At 40.9% G+C, this 23,940-nt stretch carries 22 protein-coding genes and 1 pseudogene; 20 read left to right on the top strand and 3 right to left on the bottom strand.

The genetic code is table 11. The features are described from left to right. Window positions 1–119: 119 nt before the first annotated feature. The 14 genes from PseudUWO310_RS05995 (at window position 120) to PseudUWO310_RS05935 (ending at window position 14,608) form a co-directional block, all read left to right on the top strand. Window positions 120–3,875: a hypothetical protein gene (locus PseudUWO310_RS05995; protein WP_142599837.1), complete on the top strand. Its 3,756-nt coding sequence runs from the start codon at window positions 120–122 to the stop codon at window positions 3,873–3,875. Window positions 3,876–4,045: 170 nt separating this feature from the next. Then, complete coding sequence (locus tag PseudUWO310_RS05990) at window positions 4,046–4,603, top strand: class I SAM-dependent methyltransferase (RefSeq protein WP_142599836.1); 558 nt, start codon at window positions 4,046–4,048, stop codon at window positions 4,601–4,603. After that, window positions 4,600–4,797 carry a hypothetical protein gene (locus PseudUWO310_RS05985; RefSeq protein ID WP_142599835.1) on the top strand — a complete coding sequence of 66 codons (198 nt, stop codon included), beginning with the start codon at window positions 4,600–4,602 and terminating at the stop codon, window positions 4,795–4,797. Before PseudUWO310_RS05990 ends, PseudUWO310_RS05985 begins: the two co-directional genes overlap by 4 nt. Window positions 4,798–4,875: 78 nt before the next feature. Beyond that, window positions 4,876–5,712 carry an Rpn family recombination-promoting nuclease/putative transposase gene (locus tag PseudUWO310_RS05980; protein WP_142599834.1) on the top strand — a complete coding sequence of 279 codons (837 nt, stop codon included), beginning with the start codon at window positions 4,876–4,878 and terminating at the stop codon, window positions 5,710–5,712. A 271-nt stretch (window positions 5,713–5,983) separates the two neighbouring features. Continuing rightward, the gene (locus PseudUWO310_RS05975; RefSeq protein WP_223805554.1) at window positions 5,984–7,267 is read left to right on the top strand and encodes an MFS transporter; all 1,284 of its coding nucleotides are present in this window, start codon (window positions 5,984–5,986) and stop codon (window positions 7,265–7,267) included. A 12-nt stretch (window positions 7,268–7,279) separates the two neighbouring features. Then, window positions 7,280–8,680, top strand: coding sequence for an MFS transporter (locus tag PseudUWO310_RS05970; RefSeq protein WP_142599833.1), 1,401 nt, complete (start codon window positions 7,280–7,282; stop codon window positions 8,678–8,680). A 138-nt stretch (window positions 8,681–8,818) separates the two neighbouring features. Next, the gene (locus tag PseudUWO310_RS05965; RefSeq protein WP_142599832.1) at window positions 8,819–9,493 is read left to right on the top strand and encodes a class I SAM-dependent methyltransferase family protein; all 675 of its coding nucleotides are present in this window, start codon (window positions 8,819–8,821) and stop codon (window positions 9,491–9,493) included. A gap of 199 nt (window positions 9,494–9,692) precedes the next feature. Next, window positions 9,693–11,345, top strand: coding sequence for an FAD-binding protein (locus tag PseudUWO310_RS05960; protein WP_142599831.1), 1,653 nt, complete (start codon window positions 9,693–9,695; stop codon window positions 11,343–11,345). Further along, window positions 11,342–11,683, top strand: a complete 342-nt coding sequence (locus tag PseudUWO310_RS05955) for a 4Fe-4S binding protein (protein ID WP_142599830.1) — start codon at window positions 11,342–11,344, stop codon at window positions 11,681–11,683. Before PseudUWO310_RS05960 ends, PseudUWO310_RS05955 begins: the two co-directional genes overlap by 4 nt. A 201-nt stretch (window positions 11,684–11,884) precedes the next feature. Next, window positions 11,885–12,112 (top strand): hypothetical protein, encoded by a 228-nt coding sequence (locus tag PseudUWO310_RS05950; RefSeq protein WP_142599829.1) that lies wholly within the window; start codon window positions 11,885–11,887, stop codon window positions 12,110–12,112. Continuing rightward, window positions 12,102–12,449 (top strand): type II toxin-antitoxin system RelE family toxin, encoded by a 348-nt coding sequence (locus PseudUWO310_RS05945; protein WP_142599828.1) that lies wholly within the window; start codon window positions 12,102–12,104, stop codon window positions 12,447–12,449. The genes PseudUWO310_RS05950 and PseudUWO310_RS05945 overlap by 11 nt, the downstream gene beginning before the upstream one ends. Before the next feature lie 187 nt (window positions 12,450–12,636). Then, a complete protein-coding gene (locus PseudUWO310_RS23565) occupies window positions 12,637–12,765 on the top strand; it encodes a hypothetical protein (RefSeq protein WP_263363395.1) in 129 nt (42 codons plus the stop codon). Window positions 12,766–13,162: 397 nt separating this feature from the next. Continuing rightward, entirely contained in the window at window positions 13,163–13,642 is a 480-nt protein-coding gene (locus PseudUWO310_RS05940) for a hypothetical protein (RefSeq protein WP_142599827.1), read from the top strand. A 282-nt stretch (window positions 13,643–13,924) separates the two neighbouring features. Next, entirely contained in the window at window positions 13,925–14,608 is a 684-nt protein-coding gene (locus tag PseudUWO310_RS05935) for an SMI1/KNR4 family protein (RefSeq protein ID WP_142599826.1), read from the top strand. Between the two features lie 35 nt (window positions 14,609–14,643). On the opposite strand, the gene PseudUWO310_RS05930 is transcribed toward PseudUWO310_RS05935, so the two are convergent. Next, the gene (locus tag PseudUWO310_RS05930; protein ID WP_142599825.1) at window positions 14,644–14,853 is read right to left on the bottom strand and encodes a hypothetical protein; all 210 of its coding nucleotides are present in this window, start codon (window positions 14,851–14,853) and stop codon (window positions 14,644–14,646) included. Between the two features lie 162 nt (window positions 14,854–15,015). On the opposite strand from PseudUWO310_RS05930, the gene PseudUWO310_RS05925 reads away from it, so the two are divergent. The 4 genes and pseudogenes from PseudUWO310_RS05925 to PseudUWO310_RS23885 form a co-directional block, all read left to right on the top strand. Continuing rightward, window positions 15,016–16,089, top strand: coding sequence for a sulfate ABC transporter substrate-binding protein (locus PseudUWO310_RS05925; protein WP_142599824.1), 1,074 nt, complete (start codon window positions 15,016–15,018; stop codon window positions 16,087–16,089). Between the two features lie 54 nt (window positions 16,090–16,143). Then, window positions 16,144–17,931, top strand: coding sequence for a SulP family inorganic anion transporter (locus tag PseudUWO310_RS05920; protein ID WP_142599823.1), 1,788 nt, complete (start codon window positions 16,144–16,146; stop codon window positions 17,929–17,931). Window positions 17,932–17,955: 24 nt separating this feature from the next. Then, complete coding sequence (locus tag PseudUWO310_RS05915) at window positions 17,956–18,819, top strand: class I SAM-dependent methyltransferase (RefSeq protein ID WP_142599822.1); 864 nt, start codon at window positions 17,956–17,958, stop codon at window positions 18,817–18,819. Window positions 18,820–18,839: 20 nt separating this feature from the next. Next, window positions 18,840–18,944 (top strand): annotated as a pseudogene (locus PseudUWO310_RS23885) (2OG-Fe(II) oxygenase family protein); the annotation flags it as partial. Between the two features lie 193 nt (window positions 18,945–19,137). Here PseudUWO310_RS23885 and PseudUWO310_RS05905 read toward each other — a convergent pair. Beyond that, window positions 19,138–19,836: an SDR family NAD(P)-dependent oxidoreductase gene (locus PseudUWO310_RS05905; protein WP_142599821.1), complete on the bottom strand. Its 699-nt coding sequence runs from the start codon at window positions 19,834–19,836 to the stop codon at window positions 19,138–19,140. 390 nt (window positions 19,837–20,226) lie between these two features. Between PseudUWO310_RS05905 and PseudUWO310_RS05900 the strand changes: the two genes are divergently transcribed. Next, window positions 20,227–21,531, top strand: a complete 1,305-nt coding sequence (locus tag PseudUWO310_RS05900) for an MFS transporter (RefSeq protein WP_142599820.1) — start codon at window positions 20,227–20,229, stop codon at window positions 21,529–21,531. Beyond that, the gene (locus PseudUWO310_RS05895) at window positions 21,521–21,865 is read left to right on the top strand and encodes an HAD family hydrolase (protein ID WP_263363394.1); all 345 of its coding nucleotides are present in this window, start codon (window positions 21,521–21,523) and stop codon (window positions 21,863–21,865) included. Before PseudUWO310_RS05900 ends, PseudUWO310_RS05895 begins: the two co-directional genes overlap by 11 nt. Window positions 21,866–22,166: 301 nt before the next feature. On the opposite strand, the gene PseudUWO310_RS05890 is transcribed toward PseudUWO310_RS05895, so the two are convergent. Then, window positions 22,167–23,645 carry an HD domain-containing protein gene (locus PseudUWO310_RS05890; RefSeq protein WP_142599819.1) on the bottom strand — a complete coding sequence of 493 codons (1,479 nt, stop codon included), beginning with the start codon at window positions 23,643–23,645 and terminating at the stop codon, window positions 22,167–22,169. Window positions 23,646–23,940 lie beyond the last annotated feature (295 nt).

The following is a 23,940-nucleotide window of genomic DNA, read 5'->3' as shown; positions in this document are numbered from 1 at the left end:
TCTCTGGTGCAGGCTTCAAGTCTTCCTTTTTCTTCTGGTGTCATTTGCTTGGACGGGTTAATTTGTTACTATTTTACAGCTCTTTTCCCTTAAGTATTTATACTTAGTGCCTAATTGGGATGCTCCCAGAATGGATTTATACTGCTCCGCATTTTGAAACAACGGAAAACATTTTGTCAAAAATTGAGAATATCGAATTCTCAGAAAATACACGTTCAAATATATTTGAGGAAAAAGAAGCGGATTTACAATTGAGGTTAATCGCCAACCTTGGTTATAGTTTAATTGACCAAAACAAATGGGGTGATGTAAAAACCGTTTTAGAAAAAACAGGAAAAACTGAACCGAGAGAAAGAAATACACTATTTCAGCTTATTCAATATGCCATTGAACAATGCTTAGAATTAAATGACAATAACCGAGCGAATGAATATCTGTCAATATTGACAAACCATTTCACAAAAGAAGAAAGTAAACCAATTGACAAAATTTACATTGCTGATCTGGTTTATAAAGTCACCCAAAACATTGACGAAACATTTAGTTGGATTAATAGTATTGAGCAGCCTTTGAATATTGACAAACATCGTATGGATTTTGATGGCTCTTTAGATCCTTTTATTCCAATAATCAAACTCAACAAGCTACTAAACTTGTGCGGAAAAGGTATTACAATAACCTCTGCAATTCCTTCTGCTGTAAAAGGTTCTGATGAAGAAGTATTAGTTGAATTTGGACGAATGTTGTGTATTACAACTCAAATTTTAGCTGATGGAATTCTTAAGAATCAAGCATTTGGAAGCGTTACGAAAAGAGCACTCCCTATTCTTCGATTTTACTACAAAGATGTTTCTCACCGAAATATTTATTGGTATAAACTTACACAAGCTAAAGGGAAATATTTTGACTTTTTAATTTCGGCAGTATCACAAAATGGCAAAGAAAGCCTAGAAGAATTTGGCGATTTTTTATTCAATGAGTTTTCCGTTAACCCTAAATACTGGAGCACAAGCGATCAACGAAAAATCATAAAGTCATTAATAAATAATGGATTCAATTCCAACAAAGCAAAAACACAGTTGAAGAACTTAGAATCTTCTATGTTAGAAAACCGTGATATAGATGGTCGTGTTACCGAATGTGTAGCTCATTCAAAAGTGCATCTCAATTTAAGAGAATTTGAAATTAGTGAAAAGTGGCTTAAACAAGCGATTCTGGAATCTATTGGAGTTGGATATAGAAAAGATTATCAGTTTAGTACATGGATTGAATGGTTAAGAAAAATCAATCTTCAAGACCCGTCACAAGCTACTGAAAGAATCAAATGGTTCTTATCACATCTGAATCACATAAAGGAAACCACCGAAGGAAGAGCGTATTGGAACTCTTCTGAAGAATTACTGGATGTATCATATGAATATAATTTGAATGATGGACTTGAACAAACTATTTGGCAATTGGAAAACGATTTAGTTGATTTTAAAGATTCAATTACTTTGTTCATCAAACACTTTGTCAATCGAATAAAAAGTGACGATGAATTCAGAAGCATAGTTCAACTATATAATGGTTTGTATATGCTTCTAGCTGAATCAGCCAACACTTCTTTACTGAAAGCAATTTTAAACAAAGGACATGAAATCTTGCAAGAAATATTTTTAGAAAAATACTTGCCTGCAATCATTACAGCTATAAAAATCAAGTCATACGAAGAAAATAGGTATTATTTACTTTTTGAGATTGAAACCTTCTGTTCAGGAAATGGAATAAGAATAGATGATTATTATTCAGATTTCAAAGTTCCCGAAAAAACCAGAAAGGACTATTCTTCATCATCCTCAAACTCATTAACCCTAAAAGATAATCACAAAAGTATTGATGAAAGTGAAGTTTTAAAACGAGTTGAAAATTTTGACGACTTCAAAAAAATTGTTGAAGAAGAAGACCAAGGCAATTCATACTTTAATTGGTCAAATGTCATTGGCAAAATAGCTTCGACACTAACTTCAATGCAAATTAACGAAGTTGCAAATATTGTTAGAATTGGCAGTAGACAATCTGATTTTTATGCAAAACTGAGTGAAGTTGCTTTTGAAAATGGGCATAGCGAATTGGCTGAAAGTTTAGCTAATAAAAGTCTTGAATTGTCGAGTTCTTCTGGTTGGGTAAAATTCTACGATGGTGGGACAAGAATAAATTCTTTTAATGCTTTGAGAAAAGTAAACCCTGCTCTTGCCTCTGCTAAAGCATTTGAAGTTTTTGCTCATGATATTTCAAGTGGTAATTATCCAAGTTTATATATTGAGCATCTTGACTATATAGTTCCATTGCTAACGGAAAACTATGTTGAAGAAGAAATTTGGGTTGAGATATTTGGTTATCTACAAAGATTGATGTCTAATAGTAAACCTGCCGTAAACCTACCTTTACTTCAATCAATGGAAAAGCCAATCTCTGAAACGCTAGTGGACTACTTATTGTATCTGTCAAAGAATCCAGTTTCATTAATTCGAGAAGAATCTATTCTGCTGTTAGCAAAATATATTAATCAAAATAATGACTACGCATTAGCTCAATTACTAAACGGGAGAATGAATGATTACACTTCTATGGATGTGATAATGACATTAAGAGAGCTTAATTCTTCAAGGATTAAAGAGATAAAACCAATAATTCAAAACGTAGCTTTATCAAAAGACTATTTGCTGCGAGAGAACGCAAAACAAATTTTAAATGAGTTAGGTGAAGATATTCCTGTTGCTAAAAATATTGACTTGCCAAGTGTATATTCTTTACACCTTCCCAAACCACAAACATTAGAGTTAAATAAAGAGATTGATCCATATTATCCAAATGTTGATATTACCAATCCGAGAGACCTAATTCAACCATTTGAATCTTTAGTCAGAGTATTATCAAAAGAATCTGGTATTGACGAATCTAATCTTATTTACAGGGTTTACTCAATAATGAAAGAAATTGGAAGCAAAGAGGAATGGACGATTGAATATGAAAAGAAACTTAGAAATCATTTAGAAGAAGTTTCTTTAAAATATTCTTATCCAAGACCGAGAGTTATTGTTGCCCGAAGAGCAATTATGTACGTCACTAATGAATTAATTGATTCAGGCACGATTGATGAAGAAAAACTTCGAGATGTTTTCATTTCACAAGATTACTCAGTTTCTCATTTTAAAGAAATTGAAAAACCAGACTTCATTCAAACAATTAAAGAAAGAGATTTTGGTGGGGTTGGCAACGATTGGTTGGACAAAATTGATGAATCAAAAAGATTGAATGAATCATTATTGAACTATAATGAAAGTTTCAAAATTATTGCAGAATATAATCTAGTTAAAAACTTAGATTGGGGTTCTCCTTCGGAAGAATACATGTATCAAATTGCAGTTAATGAGAACTTGAATAAGAATAAAAATTATATTTTTGGTTCTGTTTTTCACCAATTAAGTTGTGATTACCATAGCATAAGCACAGGTGGACATTTTATCATTGTAATAAGAGACCATTGGTTTGATAGATTTGACATAAAATCAAACTGGATTGCAATTAATCCTACCTTGGCAAGATGTTTAGAATGGGTACCAGAAACAAATAAATTATTTGCTTGGAAAAATTCAAAAGGTGAGCTAATGGCGGAATCTATTTATTGGTCAAATGGAAATGCACAAATGACACCCAGAAAAGATGCAGAAGTTGGAGAAGGATGGTTTGTGGTTGTTTCAGAAAATGCATATCAGCAGATTAACTCAATAGAACAAAACTTGTTTTTACAAAAGAAATTAGTAAGAACTAAATATGAGGATTCAACTCTAATGACAAGAGAGATTTTCAACATAGATAAGATATACGTGTGACAACCACATTTCACAGCTACACACATTGCCAAGTCGCACCAACCAACCTGCAACCAAAACTTGGCAAAGAGTGCGATCGCCGATCTTGTAGGTTGGGTTAAGGTGACAAAACCCAACGTTGCGTTTATTTCTTACCTTAATATTTCCTCGCTAATAAAATCGGAGTAACAATGAACAACATTCAAAGCTTTTCGGTCAATTCGGAACAATATGCCAAACATAGACCTCAATACCCCGATGAGCTTTTTTTATATTTGAGCGAAATTTGCGAACATCGCGATCGCGTCTGGGATTGTGCCACAGGAAATGGGCAAGCCGCCATTTCCTGTGCAAAATTTTTTTCACAGGTCGAAGCTACTGATATTAGTGTCGAGCAAATTCAAAACTGCATCGCACATCCTAAGATAAACTACAGTGTTTCTCCTGCTGAACATACCCCATTTGAAAACCAGTCATTTGATTTGGTTACAGTAGCTTTGGCGATACATTGGTTTGACCAAGAAAAGTTTTTTCAAGAAGTGGAACGAGTACTCAAACCAAAAGGTATTTTAGCTGTTTGGGGTTATGGTCGGTTAGAAATTGAACCCGAAATTGATGAAATTATTACTAAAAATTTACTTGAGCCGATCGACCGATTTTGGGCAAGCGGCAATCGACAAGTGAGGAATGGCTATCGTGATTTAGTCCTTCCATTTGACGCAATTAACACCCAAAGAAATTTTCAATGAAGGTAGAATGGAATTTAAAGCAATTATTAGAGTATTACCGTACTTGGTCTGCGGTGAAACGCTATTTAGCAGAACTTGGCAACGACCCAGTTGAGAAACTAGAGATAAAATTGAAAACAATCTGGAATGAGCCTGATAAAACTAAATTAGGGCAAATGCCTTTGTTTTTAAAAGCCAGCAGAAAGTCTGCATAGAGACCATTTTTTGTGCTATATAAGAAGTATTACACAAAGTCTTCACATCTAAATACGCACATACTTTGAGAAATAATTATGGTTGCGAGATACTTTAATCCCTATACTGATTTTGGCTTTAAGAAACTGTTCGGCGAAGAAGGCAGTAAGGATTTGCTCATCGATTTTCTCAATCAACTTTTACCAATACATCATCAAATTCAACAATTAACATTTAAAAATTCTGAAAATCTTGCCGACACAGTAACAGAGCGCAGAGCCATTTTTGATATTTACTGCGAAAGCAAAACTGGCGATAAGTTTATTGTGGAAATGCAAAAAGCGAAAATCAAGCATTTCAAAGATAGAGCCTTATTCTATTCCACATTCCCAATTCGAGAACAATCAGAAAAAGGAGATTGGAACTTCTATTTATTACCAATCTATTTTATTGCCATATTAGATTTTGAGTACGATGAAAATACCACATCCAAGTTTAGGCGCGATGTATGTCTCAAAGACCAAGATGGAGATATATTTTTCGATAAATTAAATTTTAAGTTTTTACAAATGCCTCTATTCAATAAACAAGAAAACGAACTGGTAACTCATTTCGATAAATGGCTGTATTTTTTAAAGAACTTAGAAAGTTTTAATCACATACCAGCAATACTCAATGAACCAATCTTTCAAAAAGGATTTGAAATCGCCGAAATATCGCACTTAAATCTAGAGCAGTATGAACAATATAAAAAGAGTTTAGTCCAGTATTTAGAAGTGAAAAACGTATTTGACGCAGCTTTTGAAGAAGGTGAAAAGATTGGTATTGAGAAAGGTATTGAGAGAGTTGCCAAAGCATTGAAAGAGCAAAATGTAGCCATAGAAATTATTGCCGAATCGACTGGGTTATCCTACGAAACTATTAATAGGATTTAAGCCAAGCTTTTTTCATATCCTCTTTCATAGCCATATCCCCATTCGCGATCGCATTTCCTACTTACCATTGCCATAACACGATCTCTGCATCTGAACTGCTAGACGGGCAAGCGATAGCGATCGCTAATCTCATGAATTAATCCCTAATTAATCCCTTATTCCCAAATATTTGTAACGTAGCTAACTTGACTAAATCTATAGTCATGACAGAAGATATTTGTCTATCTATTATTTAGATTGTCTAACAATTAGTCTCATAAAAACTATCCGCATGGCAAAAACATCAATGGGCTGGTTCAATTTTAATGTGGATCTGCCAGCATTTAGATCGCGTAACTATCGACTCTACTTTGCTGGTCAAAGCTTATCGATGACGGGTAGCTTTATGACCCAAGTAGCCGTTCTCTGGCTGATTTATAAGGTCACAGATTCAGCCCTGTTGTTGGGTATCGCAGGATTTTTGGGTCAGTTGCCCGTATTTCTCCTCGCTCCCATCTCAGGTATTCTCGCCGATCGCTACGATCGCAAATACTTGATGATTTTGTTGCAGATATTTGGGATTTCGATCTCACTTGCCCTGATGGTTACGAGCTTTTTGGGATGGGCGAATTTCTGGGTATTGCTATTATTAGGAACCCTTGGCGGAGTTCTCAAGGGCTTAGATGTGCCGATTCGCCATGCTTTTGTGACGGATATTGTCAATCGCGAAGAAATGAATAGCGCCATTTCGCTCAACTATGCGTTTCTGAATACGGCAAGGCTATTAGGTCCTGCGATGGGAGGAATTGCGATCGCTTCAATTGGTGCAGGTTTCTGTTTTCTCTACGATAGCGTCAGTTACATTGCCGTATTAGTCGCCCTATTCGCCATGCGGATCGCGACCCGTAAAATCGAATCCCACAAAAAGCATCCTTGGCAAAATCTGAAGGAAGGATTTAAATATGCCTACAAGGTTGTCCCCATTCGCTCTCTATTGCTGCTGCTAGCTTTGGCGAGTCTGATCAATATGTCCTATGCGACCTTGTTACCGATTTTTTCAGTACAGGTTTTTCAAGGTGATGCTGCGACTATGGGATTTTTAACCGCAGCTTCGGCTTTAGGCGCAGTCTTTGCCTGTCTTTATCTCAGCTTTCGGAAAGGAATTCAGGGGCTACATCGATTAATTGCTTTCTGCCCAGCCAGTTTAGGAATTGCTATGATTGTCTTCTCACTTTCCCATGTATTTTGGCTCTCAGTAGCAGCATTAACCGTGGTGGGATTTAGCTCTACGCTTCAGGTTGCTGCTAGTAACACGGTCATTCAGCATGGGGTGGAAGAATCAAAGCGGGGAAGAGTGATGAGCTTCTATACGATGTGCTTTATGGGTATGTCACCCTTTGGAAACTTAATTTTGGGTACTTCCGCAAATGCGATCGGGGCGCAAAACACACTGATCATTGGCGGTACAGTTTGCATTGTCGGCTCGCTTCTGTTTGTGCGATTTTTACCTGTGATCGCTGCATGGGTGACAGCAGGCGTACAGGATCATCATTCAGTTTCCGTACAGGCGCAGTAGGAGAGACAACAGATGGATATGGAAAATCCCAAACGGCGATCGCACCCACATAAGGTGAATTTGCATCAGGTAAATCAATTACCTCCAGAATTAGGCGAAGCATCACAGCATCCTCTTACCAATTCCATCACCAATAGCATCACTAGTAATATTTACAAAAGCTTTCCTGCTTTTAAATCCCGCAATTTTCGCCTCTATATCATCGGTCAGGTGTTCTCCTTATCGGGAACTTTCATGACCCAGATGGCGATCCCTTGGTTGATTTATGATCTAACCAAATCGCCTTGGTTACTGGGGCTATCAGGCTTTTTAGGGTTTCTGCCATCCTTAATTCTGATTCCCTTTTCAGGAGTACTTAGCGATCGCTGGGATCGTAAAGACCTTTTAAAATTAGTGCAGATTCTCGGTATTAGCGTATCGGCAACCCTGACCCTAGTTACCGTTTTGAATTTAGCCGAATTCTGGTCATTATTAATTCTCAGTATTCTCGGTGGCGTGCTAAAGGGGCTAGATATGCCTGTGCGCCATGCCTTTGTCGTAGAAATGGTGGAGAATCGACAGGATTTAAGCAATGCGATCGCTATTAATTCGACAATGCTTGCCTGTTCGCGCTTAATGGGACCTGCGATCGGTGGAATCCTACTAGCGACTGTGGGTGTGAAGTTCTGTTTTCTCTATGACACCATCAGTTATGTCGCCGCAATTTGGGCGTTAGCGGTGATGACCCTTCCCGCTAGCAAACCGATGCAAATCTCACAGAAGATTAGCACTTGGAAGCGTTTGCAGGAAGGATTTAATTATGTTGCCGACTTTCTGCCTGTGAAGGCGATTATCTTGCTCTTAGCGTTGCAAGGCATCTTCGGATTTGCCCATGTGGTGCTATTACCGATCTACGCTGCCGAAATTCTCCAAGGTGGCGAAAAGATTTTGGGCTGGTTAAGTGCAGCTCCTGCTTTTGGCGCAATTCTTTCCTCAATTTATCTCAGCCAACGTCGCCAAGTGGCAGGTTTAGAGCGATTGATTGCCCTTTGTCCATTTTCTATTGGGGTAGCAGCGATCGCCTATGCCTTCTCGACCGTTCTCTGGATTTCTCTACCTTTACTCGTAATCATGGGAGGTATTTCCACTTTGCATATTTCCTGTAGCAACACTGTGATTCAAACCATTGTCGATGACAGTAAACGCGGTCGCGTGATGAGTTTCTATTCTCTTTCCCTAATTGGGATGTTGCCCATCTGTAATCTATTTACAGGAACTCTCGCCCATTGGCTCGGTGCGCCCAATACTTTGCTAGTCACTGGCAGTATCTGTGTTCTGGCTTCGGCTTGGTTTTGGCGACAGTTACCGCTAATTTCCAAGTCGATTCTGAATGCAATGCATTCGATTAATCGAGCAGAGAAAGCTACGGCTTAATCGAAGAGATCCCCCTCAATCCCCCTTAAAAAGGGGCAGGAAGAGAAGAATATTCTCCCCCCTTTACAAGGGGGGGCTGGGGGGGATCTAAAATCTCTAACTTTTACACCAAATTTCAAAATTAACGGAACTAATATCATGGCTAAAGACTGGTTTGCATGGCACGATCTTTACAACTCTCAGGAGCTTTTACAACAACGATTAGCGATCGTTCAGAAATATATCTCTAACAGCCTTGATGCTTCTCCCGCAGGCACAATTCAAGTTGTCAGTGCTTGTTCAGGCGATGGACGCGATTTATTGGGAGTTTTGGAAACCCATCCCCGTGCTAAGGATGTCAGGGCGCGATTAGTAGAACTCGATCCTAAATTGGTAGAGCGAGGCAAAGAGGCGATCGCTAAATTAGGACTCACTGACCAAATTGAATTCATCAATGGTGATGCAACGCTTACCGCCAATTTTGCGGATCATGTCCCTGCCGATGTGATCATTGTCGCGGGTATTTTCGGTAATTTACCTAATGAAGAAGTCCTCCAAAAATTAATTCGCAATCTTGCCTACTTTGCCAAAACGGGTGCTTTCGCAATCTGGACTAGAGGACATCGCGATGGCTTTAACTATTCAGAACGAGTAAGGGCAATCTTTCAAGAAAATAGTTTTTCTGAAGTTGACTTCCAATTTACCGCCACAGGCAATATGGCAGTGGGTAGACATCGTTTTGACGGACAAACCATTTCACAACCTCTTGACAAACATTTCTTTGAGTTTACAGGAACTCCTGAAAAGGCTGGATTGCTCGTCTCTACGCCCTAGACTAACGATCCCCCCAGCCCTCCTTGTAAAGGGGGGAGAATATTTCAAGATTTCTTATGTCTTTATAGAAAAGAGAAAATTTTCTTCTTCCCCCTTTTTAAGGGGGATTGAGGGGGATCTAAGCCTTGAAACATAGATAGATAGCGAAGATTCTAAATAGCATCAGTTCTTAAATTTAAAACCCACAAGGAAAGAAACAATGTGTATTGAGAGAGAAGCAGAACTTCAGTTAACGGCTGATGTCTTAGTGATTGGTGGAGGACCCGCCGCCGCATGGTCGGCATGGTCAGCCGCCGTGCATGGCGCAAAGGTAATTATTGCCGACAAAGGATTCCTAGGAACCAGTGGAGCCGCCGCCGCTAGTGGTAATGGCGTGATGGCTCCTACGCCCGACAACTGGGAAAAGGCTAAATGGGATCGTTATCGCTCCACCCAAACTTTAGGTAACATTAACTGGATCGAGCGCGTGATAGAGAAAGCATGGCTGAGTATGCCCCTCGTTGAAGAATGGGGTTATAACTTTCCTAAAGAGAATGGCGAATCGGTGCGCCAGAGCTATTATGGTCCCGAATATATGCGCGTCCTTCGCAAAAATCTACTGAAAGTAGGCGTACAGATTCTCGATCAAAGCCCTACCTTAGAACTACTATTAGCAGAAGATGGTTCCGTTGCAGGAGCGAGAGGTGTACAACGTCAGCACAATCGTCATTATACCGTTCGCGCAGGAGCAGTTGTTCTCGCTAATGGTGGTTGCGCTTACTTGAGCAAAGTACTCGGCTGCAATACCAATACAGGTGATGGCTTATTAATGGCAGTGGAAGCTGGCGGCGAACTCTCTAGTATGGAAGCATCCAGTCACTATGCAATTTCTACCGCCTTTAATGCCACTGTCACGAGAGGCGTTCCCTTTGGTTGGGCAAGCTTTACCGACGAGGCAGGTAATGATTTAGGCGGTTATATCAATGGTCGCCGCGATCCTCTCTTTCTGCCTACGGCGCTCTTGAAAGGACCTGTTTACGCAAGACTCGATCGCGCTACCGATGAAGTAAAAGCAGTTATCGAAAAATCCCATTTCATCGCCTATTTACCCTACAAAAAGGCAAACATCGATCCCTATACGGAAAGAGTACCTGTGACCTTGCTATTGGAAGGAACAGTACGCGGTACAGGGGGCATCCGACTCGTAGATGAAACCTGTGCCACCACAGTCGTGGGACTCTACGCCGCAGGCGATGCCGCTTCACGTGAATTTCTGGCAGGATTAGCCTCTGGTGGTGGTGGACCCAACGCAGCTTGGGCTATTTCCACAGGGCAATGGGCTGGAGCAGGAGCCGCCGCCTTTGCGCTGAGTTTGGGCGCTCATGCCAATGAACGAAAAGCTCACCCTGCGGGACAAGCGGGACTGCGATCGCACCTACCATCCTCCGAAAAATTCGATAGCGAGGCGATCGTTAAGGGTGTGCAGGATGAAGTATTTCCCCTCGATAAAAACTTCTTCCGTTCCGAACAAGGACTTTTAGATTCTCTCTCAAAATTAGAGAAGCTATGGGAACAGGTGCAAGCCAATCCCCAACAGGATACGGTGCGCGATGTGGAATTTTCGCGTCGGGCTGCTTCTCTCACCGCAGTGGCACGATGGGGCTATTTCAGCGCTTTACATCGCAAGGAAACTCGTGGCGGACATATTCGCACCGACTATACGGAAACCGATCCCAATCAGCGCTATTACCAAGCTACGGGCGGTTTAGATCGTCTCTGGGTCAGACGTGACTGGATTACGGAAGCGATCGCCTCACCACCCAATTCAACCCCCATTGCCACCACCAAAATCCCTTCAGGAGTCGCATCATGATCGAACTTGTCAGCCATAAACTCTGCATCAATTGCAATGTCTGCGTTCAAGTCTGTCCCACCAATGTCTTTGATGCAGTTCCCAATCAACCGCCTGCGATCGCCCGTCAGCAAGATTGCCAAACCTGTTTTATGTGTGAGGCATATTGTCCTGCGGATGCGCTCTATGTTGCGCCAGAGTCCCATACCAATGTGGCGGTAAATGAGGATGAGTTAATTGATCGCGGTATCATGGGTGAATATCGGCGTACTCTTGGCTGGGGCTATGGTCGGAAGAACAATAGCGAACAGGATATGGCGCATCGGTTACGTTTACTTCCCCGTCCTTATCAAAGTTAGGGTTTGATTGGCTTTAGGGCGATCGCTTTAGATTTTAAATTTCAATATCTAGGCGATCGCTTTCAGGGGATTGATTGTTGATGTGAGCGTCTGATTTGGGGAGTTTGTGGGGAGTTGGGGATTGATGTATGGTTATAATTTAGGCAATGGCAAATACTACTCTGCTAAATTTATGCATAATACTTAAGGAATTTGATACTTATGCTAACTTTACAAATTACAAAAGATCAGGTTTTCAATTTAATTGATCAACTTTCACTTAATGAACAAAAAGAAGTTCTACAATATTTAGTCGAAAAAACTCGTGAAGATCTTGATGATACACCTGATGATATTGTTATTGAGGGTATTAAACAAGGACTTAAAGAAGCGCTAAGTGGGCAAACTATTCCCCTATCTCAGATGTGGGAGGGAATTGATGTCGAGTAGTTCTATCGAAATTTTTCTGACTGCCCGTTTTAAAAAAGATCTTAGTCAATTAGCTAAACGTTATCGTTCAATCCGTAAGGATATAGAACCTCTAGTTGAGCAGCTAAAATCAGGAGAAGTTTTAGGTGATCAAATTTTTGGTTTGAATAATCAAGTATTTAAAGTCCGTCTCAAAAATAGCAATATTCAAAAAGGAAAAAGCGCAGGTTATCGGGTTATTTATTATGTGAAAACTGAAACTAGTGTGGTTTTGGTGACAATTTATTCTAAGTCCGACACATCAGATATAGAGAATAATGCGATCGAAAAAATCATTAAAGAATTTGCAGATGAATAGGTAAGGTTGGTTAGAGGGCAAAGTTAAGTAGTTGATAAGCGATCGCAATACCGCAAACCCTTTAGCGGATAGATAATTGGGGCGATCTCGTTTGACTTAGGGTAGGATCTGCGTTAGTTTATCCTTAGTAAAAGAGTTAAATCGCAAATGCATTACAAATTTAAGTTGTGTCCTAGGTAACGATTCTATGCCAACACCAACAACAACAGATCTCCCCATTCCGAAATCTTGGGACGAGTTTGAGGATATCTGCTCGGATATTCTCAAACGCAAGTGGCGTGATCCTTATACAATAGACTTAATCGAAAATAAATGAAAGCCTTGCTAGATAAGGCTTTCAAGAAATCGCCAAAAGACCAGTAAAATGCTTGCTGTATAAAGCTTTGATGGCATTTTAGCCGTTTTATTTCCGATAAAGTCTAATCCGCAATGGTCGGTCGGGTCAGAAACAGTTTGGTGTCGATATCTATGGTCGCCCCGTTCATCTTCGAGGACAAGGAACACAAATTGCTGCTGGTCAATGCAAGCGAGTCGAATCGCTTACAGCAAAGGAACTCACGCACGAGATTGAAAATGCTGAGAACTTTGTTCCACTGCCAGAAGAATACATTATTCTTACCACGCTGAAGCGAGATGCAAATCTTCAGGAGTTCGTTCGCAAAACAAAATGGGCAATTCCGCGAGTTGAAATTCTGTTCTGGGAAGATATTTCTTTGTACTTATGCGAGTTTGACGAGTTATTAAAGAAACATTTTCCTCGATGGTTTCGCTCAAGCACATCAAAGAATGATCTTGTCGATTTTCTGCTCCAATCTATTCCAGATGATTTTGAATATAACGATGCAATTGGACAATACTTACATCGAAACGACGTTGCGATCCGCCTGAGACTAAATCGCCCTGACAAAATACAGAAATTCACCGAACCTTGGGTGAGAAAATTTGCGGACACACAAGCGTATCAACAGGAAGTCTATCTAGAGTACAACGGCTATCGAATTGAGACCTACTGGTTCGTGGGTGTTGATGGGAGCCGCTATTTGATTCCGTATCCCAAGTCAGCCTTTGATTTACGAATTACACCTTTCCAATACCATCTTGCATCTATTCTTAATTCAAAACTTCCGAGCCTCGGTTTGGATCACGGACTTCAAGTTGCAGGTATTTCCGTTACCGATGAAGCGGGTATATAACATGTCGATCAGCCTGAGTGGATCGAACATTTTCAAATAGCAAAGGTTTCTGAATAGAAACTATGGTTAAAAGCGATCGCCCAAACAATCACTACTTACATTACTAGAGATCACCTTTTGGAGATAGATTGTTGATGCGATCATACTTGACTTAAACTAGGAATTACATTAGTTTATCTTCATCAGAATAGTTAAACAGTAATTGCATTAAAGCTATATGTCATTAGATCTAGAATAAATATGTTTTAGTTTTTCAGTTTATTAAAGATTAGGTCAACTAATATGGTTTTGGATAAAGGCAATTATTTGGAGTATGGATTTATTCCCACAGTGGAAGATTGGAATATTTTTTTAGAAAACTGGAATACAGAAATTTTTGAGAACCTAAATGCAAAATTTATAGAGCAGTACTCATACGAATTTTCAGAGGTTTTAGAGAATGAGTGTTGTCTTTGGGAAGGTGCAACCGAGGATGATATTTCCAAATTGGAAGAACGGCTAAGAACTAAACTACCATTAGGTTATAAGAATTTTTTGCTTGCCTCAAATGGATTTACTATTCTAAATCGATACTGTGAGCTATATGGCACAGATCAAATCAAATGGTTCATCGAGGAAAATAAAGAATGGGTCGAAATCTGGAATGGTGATGAAGATAGGATAGATGAGGATTGGGCTGAAATCTGGGGAATTGATAGCGATGAGGATGATATTGATGAAGATGATATTAGTGACGAAGAATACATCCAGTATGGAGACGATCCCCTTCTAACAAGAAGCCAATACATGAAAACAGCTTTACAGATTAGCTCTACAAGAGATGGTGATGTATTTCTACTCAATCCTATAATTAAGGATGCTAGAAATGAATGGGAAGCTTGGGACTTCGGGAATAAAAATCCTGGTGCTTTTAGATATCATTCCTTCTGGGATATGATGCAGGAATTGTATAAACAGAAATTTTAGTCTTAAAAACATCAAGAAAAATGGTTTTAGCAGGATTAAAATTTTTGAGAAATAACAATTAGCAAATGAAGTGTAGAACAAGCTACCACAGGAGTCAAATTAGACTGAGGCTTCCGATCAACTGCCCAGCGATCGCCTATCAGCAGCTTTAAAAGGCGATCGCTGGGTAGTTGATGGCAATTACAGCAAAGTGCGTGATCTTGTTTGGGAAAGAGCCGATAAAGCAGTATTTCTCGATTATCCATTTGTGAATGTGCTGGGGCAACCTTTGCGAGGAGGGACAGATTTACTTAACTTCATATAACGCAACATAATTAATCCTAATCTACGGTAAATCGATAGGTTTAAAGTAGATTTAATGTATAATGCCAAGAAGTTTTAACTTTCCTTGCAATAATGGTGTGCTGATGTCCCAAAGTAAAAACTATTTGCATCTTGGCAAACTAAAAATACAGCGAATCTCTTGGACTAATCTAGCGGCAGTAGCAGCAGTTATTCTTTCCGTTACTTTGGTTGTTGTCAAAAATGTAGAAAGTGGTAATACGTCAAGTCAATTATTTAACGTATCCTATGACCCCACTAGAGAGCTTTACGTTAGTTTAAATGAGCAATTTATTGCCAAATATGAGAAGGAAACTGGTAAGCATCTGAAGATTAAGCAATCCCATGCAGGTTCTTCCTATCAAAGCCGATCGGTTATCGATGGAAGTGCACCTGCGGATGTGGTGACTTTAGGACTCTATACGGATGTTGACGCACTCCGTAAACAGAGCCTCATTCCTGAAGCTTGGTCAAAAAGACTACCCAACGATTCCCAACCCTATTCTTCCACAATCGTTTTTGTTGTCCGCAAAGGCAATCCCAAAAATATTCAAGATTGGCAAGATCTGATTCAGCCTAATGTGGAAATTGTCACTCCTGATCCTAAGACCTCTGGCAATGGCAAATTAAGCGCATTATCGGCTTGGGGTTCAGTAATTAAGCGTGGCGGTAGTGAAGCTGACGCACTTGCCTTTCTCAAGGCTTTTTACGAACATACAACGACACTGGCTGCGGGCGCACGGACTTCGGCGATCAACTTTTCTGTCGAAAAAATCGGTGATGTGCATTTGACTTGGGAGAACGAGGCGATTCGAGAAGTTGCCGAATCCAAGGGTGAATTGCAAATTGTTTATCCATCTGCCAGTATTCTCGCTCAGCCTTACGTGGCATGGGTTGATCAGAATACTGCACAGCATAAGAATGCTGCGGAAGCGAAAGCTTATTTAGAATTTCTATTTACGGATCAGGCTCAGGAAACGATCGCTAAGTTTGGCTATCGTCCAATTAATCAAGAAATTCTGAATAAATATAGTAGTCAGTTTGGTCAGATTGAGCTATTCCCGATCACCCTTATTGCTAAGGATTGGGACGATGCGAAACAAAAGTTTTTTGGTGATAACGGCATCATTGATCGCGTTTATAAGCCAAAGGCTAAATAGAGAATATTAACAATTAAAAGAAAGGCAAAGCGTAGCTTGCTTAATGGAACTAACATGAGTAATTTAAAATATTTAAACTACAACTTGGGTAAGGGTCGTGCAGATGTGATTGCCGCCCTAACCGTTGCGGCGATCGCCTTACCTCAGGGCATCGCCTATGCCCTCATTGCTGGTGTAGATCCTCGCTTTGGACTGTATTCTGCGATTTTTGTTACGGCGATCGCTTCAATCTTCGGCTCATCTTCTCATTTGATCAATGGTCCAACCAGCGCCATTTCCCTTGTGGTATTTAGTACTTTGGGATTTTTTGAACCCGATGCTCGTCTTGATGCCTATGAGGGGATGTTTCTGCTAGGGATCATGGTCGGCAGTATTCAGATTTTGATTGCTGTGTTCAAACTGGGTGATTTGACACGCTACATTTCTGAGTCGGTGATTTTGGGATTTATGACAGGAGCCTCGGTACTATTAGCGATCGGACAAATAGGAAATGCTCTTGGCATCCGCGAAAAAGGAACTGCCCACGATCAAGTTTTCTATCGCCTCTGGCTCACCCTGACAGGAGGTAGTCCCAACTATCAAGCTGTGGGAATAACGGTCGTCACGATTGTGTTAGCACTCGCTTTACGCCAATTGGTGCGTAAATACGGACTGCCGCAATTTGATATGTTATTCGTGCTGATCTTCGTATCCGTTGGCGCTTATCTCTTGGGCTGGACTGTTCCCAATGGTGGCAAAACTTTGGTAGCAGTATCGGCTTCTGTGCCTGCTAGTTTGCCTCTACCCCATATTCCTGAAATTAAGTTCGCTTGGGTTGGTCAACTCTCCCGTGGCGCTTTTGCGATCGCCTTTCTTGGTTTATTAGAAGCATTAGCGATCGCTAAAGCCATTGCCAATCAAACTGGACAAGTTCTCGACTACAACCGTCAATGTCTTGCGGAAGGATTTGCCAATCTAGGCGGCGGATTCCTGCAAAGTTTGCCAGGATCAGGCTCCTTGAGCCGTTCCGCGATCAATTTCCAAGCAGGCGCAAAGACGCGCTTTTCGGGTGTAATTGCTGCAATAGTTGTAGCAGTGGCAATTCTGACCCTAGCTCCTTTAACAAAATTTATTCCCAAAGCAGCCCTATCGGGTTTATTGATTATTACAGCAGCCCGTTTGATCGACTTGAAGCGGTTGCGCTATACCTTTAAAGCTTCCCTATTTGATGCTGGTTTGGTGCTAATCACCGTCTTTACAGCCATTTTTGTAGATATTGAATACTCAATTTTGACGGGAGTTGCTCTTTCGATTCTCCTATTTGTCCCCCGTGCCGCCAAACTCAAGGGAGCAGAACTGGTCATTAATAATGAGGGAATCGTGCGTGAGAAGCTTTCGATCGATCCGCCCTGCACTTCCGTTCTGCTCTTTGACCTCGAAGGAGAGATTTTCTTTGGAGCAGCACCCGACTTAGATCGCTATCTTGAAGAACTCACCAATAGAGCTGTCAGTTCTGATATTCGTTTTATCGTGCTCCGCCTCAAGCGAGTTCGCAACTCCGATATTGTCTGCATTGAGCGTATCGAACATTTTCTGCACCAAGCTCACAAACGCGGCATCACAGTATTACTTGCAGGTGTCCGTCCTGAATTGGATCAAGCCTTGAGTCGGGCTGGATTTAAAGAGTGGTTCCCTGAAAATCAGGTTTTTATAGAACAAGAGAATGATGATACGGATTCGGCAACTCTGAAAGCCGTGCGGTATGCCTATGAACTGCTAGGTGATGACGCTAACAATTGCGAACATTGCGCCGCGATCAAAACTCAAGAAGATCGAAGAGCGTCGCTTTATTATCTGGTTTGATATCAAATTAAATAGGAGTTCTCTATGAAAGTAAAACAGTTTTTGCCATCCTTATTTCGACCTACATTGTTGAAGGTTTTAACAATCGTCTTTCTGATCTCAGTCAGTTTAACAACCTCTTGGGACTTCGCAAATGCGATTCAAAACGACAGTTCCCTCCACAATCCTACTTTGCAAAAAGTACTTGCCAGTTCCCATCGTTCCGCCAAAAATCGCGCCCGCGATCGCGATCGCCATCCCCTTGAAACCCTAGAATTTTTTGGTGTAAGCCCCACTCAAACCGTAGTTGAGCTATGGCCAGGGAACGGCTGGTATACGGAAATCCTCGCTCCATTTTTGCGCGATCGCGGTCAGCTAATTGTCACCAATCTTGATCCGACCAAAAGCAAGCCAGCTAAAGCTTTGCAAGCTAAGTTAGCGGCTAATTCAGCGATTTTTGGTAAGGTAAAGGTTGCCACGATCGATCCACCTCAGCAATTAATTCTCGCTCCCGATAATTCCGTTGATGTGGTGCTAACATTCCGCAATATCCACAACTGGATAATTGGCGGTTATGCCGATCGCGTCTATACCGCCGCATTTCAGGCACTGAAACCCAATGGCATTTTAGGCGTAGAAGAGCATCGCGCCAAGGCTGGAACCAAATTACAAGAGAGTGCCAAGACAGGATATATTGACGAAGATGGAATAATTGCCGAGGTTGAGAAAGCAGGGTTTAAGTTCCTTGGCAAGTCAGAAATTAATGCTAATCCCAAAGATACCAAGGACTATCCTGATGGAGTTTGGACATTGCCCCCAACCTTAAGGCTAGGAGAGAAGAATAAGGATCGCTATCTTGCCATTGGTGAAAGCGATCGCATGACCTTGAAATTCATTAAACCGTCCTAGCAATTAACTTTAATTACTATATTAGCGATATGCTTGATCGCCTCACGGGTGGATTTTATCGATCCACTCCCCATCGAGTCAAAAATTTATCAGGGTGCGATCGCGTATCATTCCCTTTTTTTTGATTTCAAACGAGTAGAAAAAGCTCTTGATGGACTTGGGGGTACTCAGCCAGAAGTAGAAGTAGCTGCTGCCCCCACTGCCGAACCAGCTACAGCGAGCAATGCTGCCTAACAGTTGGCATAGTAATTTGTACTCCATCAATCAAAAAGAAGGCGATGCAAAGCATCGCCTTCTTTTTGATTTTAAAATTTGATTTTAAAATGTCTCAACCCAAGGACGTAATTCCACTTCCCATGTCCATGCGCTACGAGGCTGGCGCAGAATACTCAGATAGGTCTGCGCGATCGCATCAGGATCGCGCAAACTATCGGGCTGATCAACTGGTTCAGGTCGTCTATCTGAACGAATACCACCATCAATGATAAAATGGGCAACATGGATATTTTGAGGGGCTAATTCACGGGCAAGACTTTGAGCTAAACCACGCAGCGCAAATTTTCCCATGGCAAAGGGAGCAGATCGGGCATAGCCTTTGACACTAGCAGAAGCACCTGTAAAGAAAATTGCGCCCTCACCTACTTTTAGTAACCGTTTTGCCGCCGCCTGAGCTACCAGAAATCCGCCATAGGCAGTAATTTCTAAAGTTCGCAGAACTTCAACGGGATCTAAATCGACAATTGCGCCTGAAATTCTGGCGCTGGGGTTATAAATCACAATTGTGGGTATTCCTAATTGCTGTTCCACTTGATTGAATAGCTTCTCGACTTGATCGGGCTTGGAAGCATCCACAGTAAATCTTAAAGCTCTTAAAGCTCCAATTTCTTCTGCTAAACCAGCAAGTTTATCAATCTGTCGTGCGGCAAGGGCAACGGTTATTCCTTCTTTGGCAAATAAACGCGCAAGGGAAGCACTCAATCCGCTCCCTGCACCAATAATTAAAGCGATCGCTGTCATAGTTTAAATATCTACAAAATAGAATTATGGTGCTAAATCTAGCTCAAAGGTCAAGGATGCTAGGACACAAAACTAAGCCTTTGCAATACTTCAATCAGAGCGATCGCTTACAAGCATTCCAATAACTTAGCTTTGCTGCATATCTCGCTGATTAAATAACCCCCAAGAATTGACTGGCGGCGCTTCGCGCCGCCAGTCAATTCTTGGGGGTTATTTGTCCTAAGTCAAGTGACTGTAGCTATAAATGATGCAAGCGCCGCCCAAATTGATGGAGAGGTGTTTGATTGGGAACCAATCGTTAAACGTGTTAGCTAGCACAGTTAAACAATTGCTATTATTGTAAAATTGTTAGTCAAACTAATTATTAGTAGACCATAACGAATAAGCTACATGGGAAATCAGAGTAGATCATTAGGCGATCGCCTAATCAACATCATTTATCATTATTTGCCTGCGATGCGTTGGCAGAATTTCCGCCTGTTTTTTGGCGGACAGTTGCTATCGATGTCTGGGACATTTATGACCCAGCAGTTAACAATTCCTTGGCTAGTTTATGATTTGACCAAATCGGCATGGATGTTGGGGGTAGCAGGATTTGTACAATTTTTGCCCACCTTAATCGTGATTCCCTTTTCGGGCGTATTAAGCGATCGCTGGAGTCGGCGCGATTTATTGATGTTCGTGCAGATTGTGGGAATTGCTGTATCTCTCACTTTAACGATTCTCACCTTTACAAATCTAATTACCTTCCCTATCCTGTTAGTCCTGAGTGTTCTTAACGGCATGATCAAAGGGCTAGATATGCCCGTGCGCCATACGATCGTCACGGAAACCGTAGACGATCGCGCTGATAGTAGTAATGCGATCGCCTTAAACTCAGTGATGTTAAGTTCTTCTCTCGTCCTAGGACCTGCTGTGGGTGGGATTTTGGTGGCAACGTTAGGGGTGAAATATTGTTTTCTCTACGACACAATTAGCTATATCCCTGCAATTTTGACTCTGCAAGCGATGCGGCTTCCTGCAATCCATGCCAATATCCGTACTAGCTTAGGAGAAACTTTTCAGAAATTACGAGAAGGCTTTGTGTATGTTTCCCAAACACAGCCAATCCGTGCAATCCTGTTGATGATTGCCTTAAAAGGGCTAGTGGGAATGGCGCATATTGCGCTCATGCCTGTTTTTGCTGCCGAAATTTTAAATGGAGATGCCACAACGATGGCGCATCTTAGCACTTCTGCTCCGATTGGTTCCCTATTTGCCTGTTTATACCTCAGTGTTAGACGGGGAATTGCGGGGCTAGAACGTTTGATTGTAGTTGCTCAAGTTGCGATCGGCATAAGTTTGATTTCCTTCTCTCTATCTAGGGAAGTTTGGCTATCAATCGTGATTCTCGTCTTTACGGGTGGCTTCACAATTCTCCAAATTACCAGTAGTAATATGATTATCCAAACCCTAGTTGCGGAAGATAAACGCGGTAGGGTAATGAGTTTCTATGCTCTGGCGATGGTGGGAATGATGCCTTTTGGTAATCTATTTGCAGGCACGTTAGCCAATAGCTTTGGTGCAACTAACGCTTTGATTATCTGTGGTATTTTGAGCATTTTCGGTGCAGTATGGTTTTCGGCACAGTTACCATCCGTCAGTCGTTGGATTGCCCACGAAACAAAATCAGCACAAATTCCCGTTGTCCCCTAATAGTAGTCCTCGGCATATCGAATTAGTTTTAGGATTGACAGGATTGTTAGATCATTTCGATGGAAAGCTATATAGCTGTCACCATGTCGATCGCCCTAAGCCTTTTCCTGATGTTTATCTCCATGCTGCTAGTCAGATGGGCTATGCGCCAGAGAATTGTGTGGTGATTGAGGATTCGGTAGCGGGTGTAAAGGCAGGATCGGCGGCAGGGATGCGGGTGTTGGGGTATGCGCCAAGCGATCGCCATTCTTCTCATCATGAGTCGCTACTTGCCGCAGGTGCAAAGTTAGTTTTTGATGATATGCGTCAATTGCTAGATTTATTGAAAGCTTAGAAACCACAAGCAGAATGTGCGATCGCTTATCAATTATTTGTCTTTGCGGTGAGACACATCTTGAGAGGAATCGCCAATAACTTCTCGGAACTTATAAACGAAATCAATCATTCTTGATGGCTCAATCTTGGCTAAAATATAGATAGCCTTAACAAGCGCATCGTTTTAGGTATAAAGGAATGAGCTTCATCGGACAGTAATGGAGTTTGCTACAAAACTAAAAGCTCATGTCACCGTTTCCTTTGCAAGCGCTTGTTTAGACATGTCATAAACGTTTATCCCTACACTTTAGAGAATAAGTTCAGCTTGATACAGTTTCTAAGAGTGATAGAGAAGAAATACCGTTCCCCACAGCTAAATCTTCATCCAGCTTAACATTTTCAACATCAGCATCCTGTTTATTTTTATCGTTATGTGGATAGATTACATACTCTATCTTGTGTTGTTCACGCAGCATAGAAATAATTCGACTAGATTGATCGAATTCAAGAGTACTGGGACTATCGCTAGGCTTTTTCTGATTACCTAAATAGATGCTATCACCTTCTTTATAGGTCTTGCGTCGAGAGGTATCTGAAAGCACGTAGTATTTTTTTAAAAGTTTCTCTTTTTCTTGTCCTAGATTTAGATAGTCTTCGTCAGTCAGTTTCTGTAGGGCATTTTTTTCTTCTCGATTACCATCATCATGCCCACTAATGTCAACAGTAGCATGTAAGTTACGATACCACAACCGATTAGCATAATCCTTGACGATAGAATCTGGATGTTCTCTCCACTCTTCAATCAATGCCCAGATATGGTTCTCAGTTAGGCTTAAATAATCTTTCAAATCGATATTTCTCCCACATTTTATGAGTTTCAACAAGGGATGATTTTCTCGTTTGAATAGTTCCTTAGAATTTTTCTGATTCTCTTTAGCTAAATCGGCTACTCGCAAAAGTAAAGCCTGCAACATTGCAGTTGCAGCCCTAACCTTACGGTGGTAATAAACTGCACGATAAAGTTGATCATTTGCCAGTAGTGCTGATTCCAAAGCCTCTATAGCCTTGCGGTCTAGAATGAAATAAGGATCATCAGGTTTTCTAACGTAAAGGTGTTGCACAATACGATCTAAATCATAGCCTACTCCCATAAGACCAGCCATACGAGAATCTCGTAGGATATAGTCTAATCGGTCAGCATCTAGTTGACTTGAAACAATTCGGTAGCGCCAGTGATCCTTAGTTCTCTCTTCCTTTTTTAGAAAAAACTGAGCTACTTGCTCTGGCAAATCTTCACTGCAAGACTTCAAGACTTTATTTACTTGAGTATCTTCTCGAATAAGTCTCGAAGTCATATACTCATGATCAAATCGCTCATCCTTTGAAAGCTCAGGATTAATCACCTGAAGAATTTCTTCTAAACTATGACTGAAGGGACCATGCCCAATATCATGTAGAAGTGCGGCTGCAATTGTCTCATACTTCCAATTCCAAGCTAATTTACTATCCACCTCACTGTTAAGTGTTATTCTATCAATCATACGCCGAGCTACAAAAGCTACTCCCAAACTATGGGTAAATCGTGAATGTTCCATTGTGTTAAACACAAAGTGGCTTAGACCGTTCTGGCGAATCCAGCGTAAGCGTTGTACAGCATCAGTGTTAATAAGAGCTTTTATAAAATCGTTAAGACCTAACGTGAAGCCTTCATGAGGATTACTCCCAGGAAAAGTAATAGGTCCATGAATTACACATGCATAGCTTTGCATTCCTGCTGATGGTAAATCTAATTCAAGCATGGTGACACCAATTTATTTTTGTACTCTTGCTCTTTGCCATTTTATTGTTCTCAGAAAAACTGAATTGGATAAACTTCAAACCCCTTGCTGTAAGAAGTTTTAATTTTTCGCTGAAGACTAACGAAAAGTATTCTAAAAACTCAAATCACAAAGGTTGCCTAACTATATTATCTTGTAAGTTGCAGGATAAATACTTGAATAGGATAGATAATACATAACTTGTCAGACAAAGCCATCAATTAAGTGTAATATCAAGATGTTTGTAGCGTAATAAATCTGAATAAAGTTTTATTTA

The sequence above is a fragment of the Pseudanabaena sp. UWO310 genome (genome assembly GCF_006861605.1).
GTDB lineage: Bacteria > Cyanobacteriota > Cyanobacteriia > Pseudanabaenales > Pseudanabaenaceae > Pseudanabaena.
This window is presented reverse-complemented; position numbering and strand designations above follow the sequence as displayed.

Excerpts from the sequence above, each read along its gene's own strand:
- PseudUWO310_RS05980 (WP_142599834.1), top strand. The coding sequence starts at position 4,876 with ATGGTTGCGAGATACTTTAATCCCTATACTGATTTTGGCTTTAAGAAA.
- PseudUWO310_RS05890 (WP_142599819.1), bottom strand. The coding sequence starts at position 23,645 with ATGCTTGAATTAGATTTACCATCAGCAGGAATGCAAAGCTATGCATGT.
- PseudUWO310_RS05915 (WP_142599822.1), top strand. The coding sequence starts at position 17,956 with ATGAAAGTAAAACAGTTTTTGCCATCCTTATTTCGACCTACATTGTTG.
- PseudUWO310_RS05950 (WP_142599829.1), top strand. The coding sequence starts at position 11,885 with ATGCTAACTTTACAAATTACAAAAGATCAGGTTTTCAATTTAATTGAT.
- PseudUWO310_RS05965 (WP_142599832.1), top strand. The coding sequence starts at position 8,819 with ATGGCTAAAGACTGGTTTGCATGGCACGATCTTTACAACTCTCAGGAG.
- PseudUWO310_RS05930 (WP_142599825.1), bottom strand. The coding sequence starts at position 14,853 with ATGGATAATCGAGAAATACTGCTTTATCGGCTCTTTCCCAAACAAGAT.
- PseudUWO310_RS05955 (WP_142599830.1), top strand. The coding sequence starts at position 11,342 with ATGATCGAACTTGTCAGCCATAAACTCTGCATCAATTGCAATGTCTGC.
- PseudUWO310_RS05960 (WP_142599831.1), top strand. The coding sequence starts at position 9,693 with ATGTGTATTGAGAGAGAAGCAGAACTTCAGTTAACGGCTGATGTCTTA.
- PseudUWO310_RS05900 (WP_142599820.1), top strand. The coding sequence starts at position 20,227 with ATGGGAAATCAGAGTAGATCATTAGGCGATCGCCTAATCAACATCATT.
- PseudUWO310_RS05945 (WP_142599828.1), top strand. The coding sequence starts at position 12,102 with ATGTCGAGTAGTTCTATCGAAATTTTTCTGACTGCCCGTTTTAAAAAA.
- PseudUWO310_RS05925 (WP_142599824.1), top strand. The coding sequence starts at position 15,016 with ATGTCCCAAAGTAAAAACTATTTGCATCTTGGCAAACTAAAAATACAG.
- PseudUWO310_RS05995 (WP_142599837.1), top strand. The coding sequence starts at position 120 with ATGCTCCCAGAATGGATTTATACTGCTCCGCATTTTGAAACAACGGAA.
- PseudUWO310_RS05985 (WP_142599835.1), top strand. The coding sequence starts at position 4,600 with ATGAAGGTAGAATGGAATTTAAAGCAATTATTAGAGTATTACCGTACT.
- PseudUWO310_RS05975 (WP_223805554.1), top strand. The coding sequence starts at position 5,984 with ATGGCAAAAACATCAATGGGCTGGTTCAATTTTAATGTGGATCTGCCA.
- PseudUWO310_RS05935 (WP_142599826.1), top strand. The coding sequence starts at position 13,925 with ATGGTTTTGGATAAAGGCAATTATTTGGAGTATGGATTTATTCCCACA.
- PseudUWO310_RS05990 (WP_142599836.1), top strand. The coding sequence starts at position 4,046 with ATGAACAACATTCAAAGCTTTTCGGTCAATTCGGAACAATATGCCAAA.
- PseudUWO310_RS05920 (WP_142599823.1), top strand. The coding sequence starts at position 16,144 with ATGAGTAATTTAAAATATTTAAACTACAACTTGGGTAAGGGTCGTGCA.
- PseudUWO310_RS05905 (WP_142599821.1), bottom strand. The coding sequence starts at position 19,836 with ATGACAGCGATCGCTTTAATTATTGGTGCAGGGAGCGGATTGAGTGCT.
- PseudUWO310_RS23565 (WP_263363395.1), top strand. The coding sequence starts at position 12,637 with ATGCCAACACCAACAACAACAGATCTCCCCATTCCGAAATCTTGGGAC.
- PseudUWO310_RS05970 (WP_142599833.1), top strand. The coding sequence starts at position 7,280 with ATGGATATGGAAAATCCCAAACGGCGATCGCACCCACATAAGGTGAAT.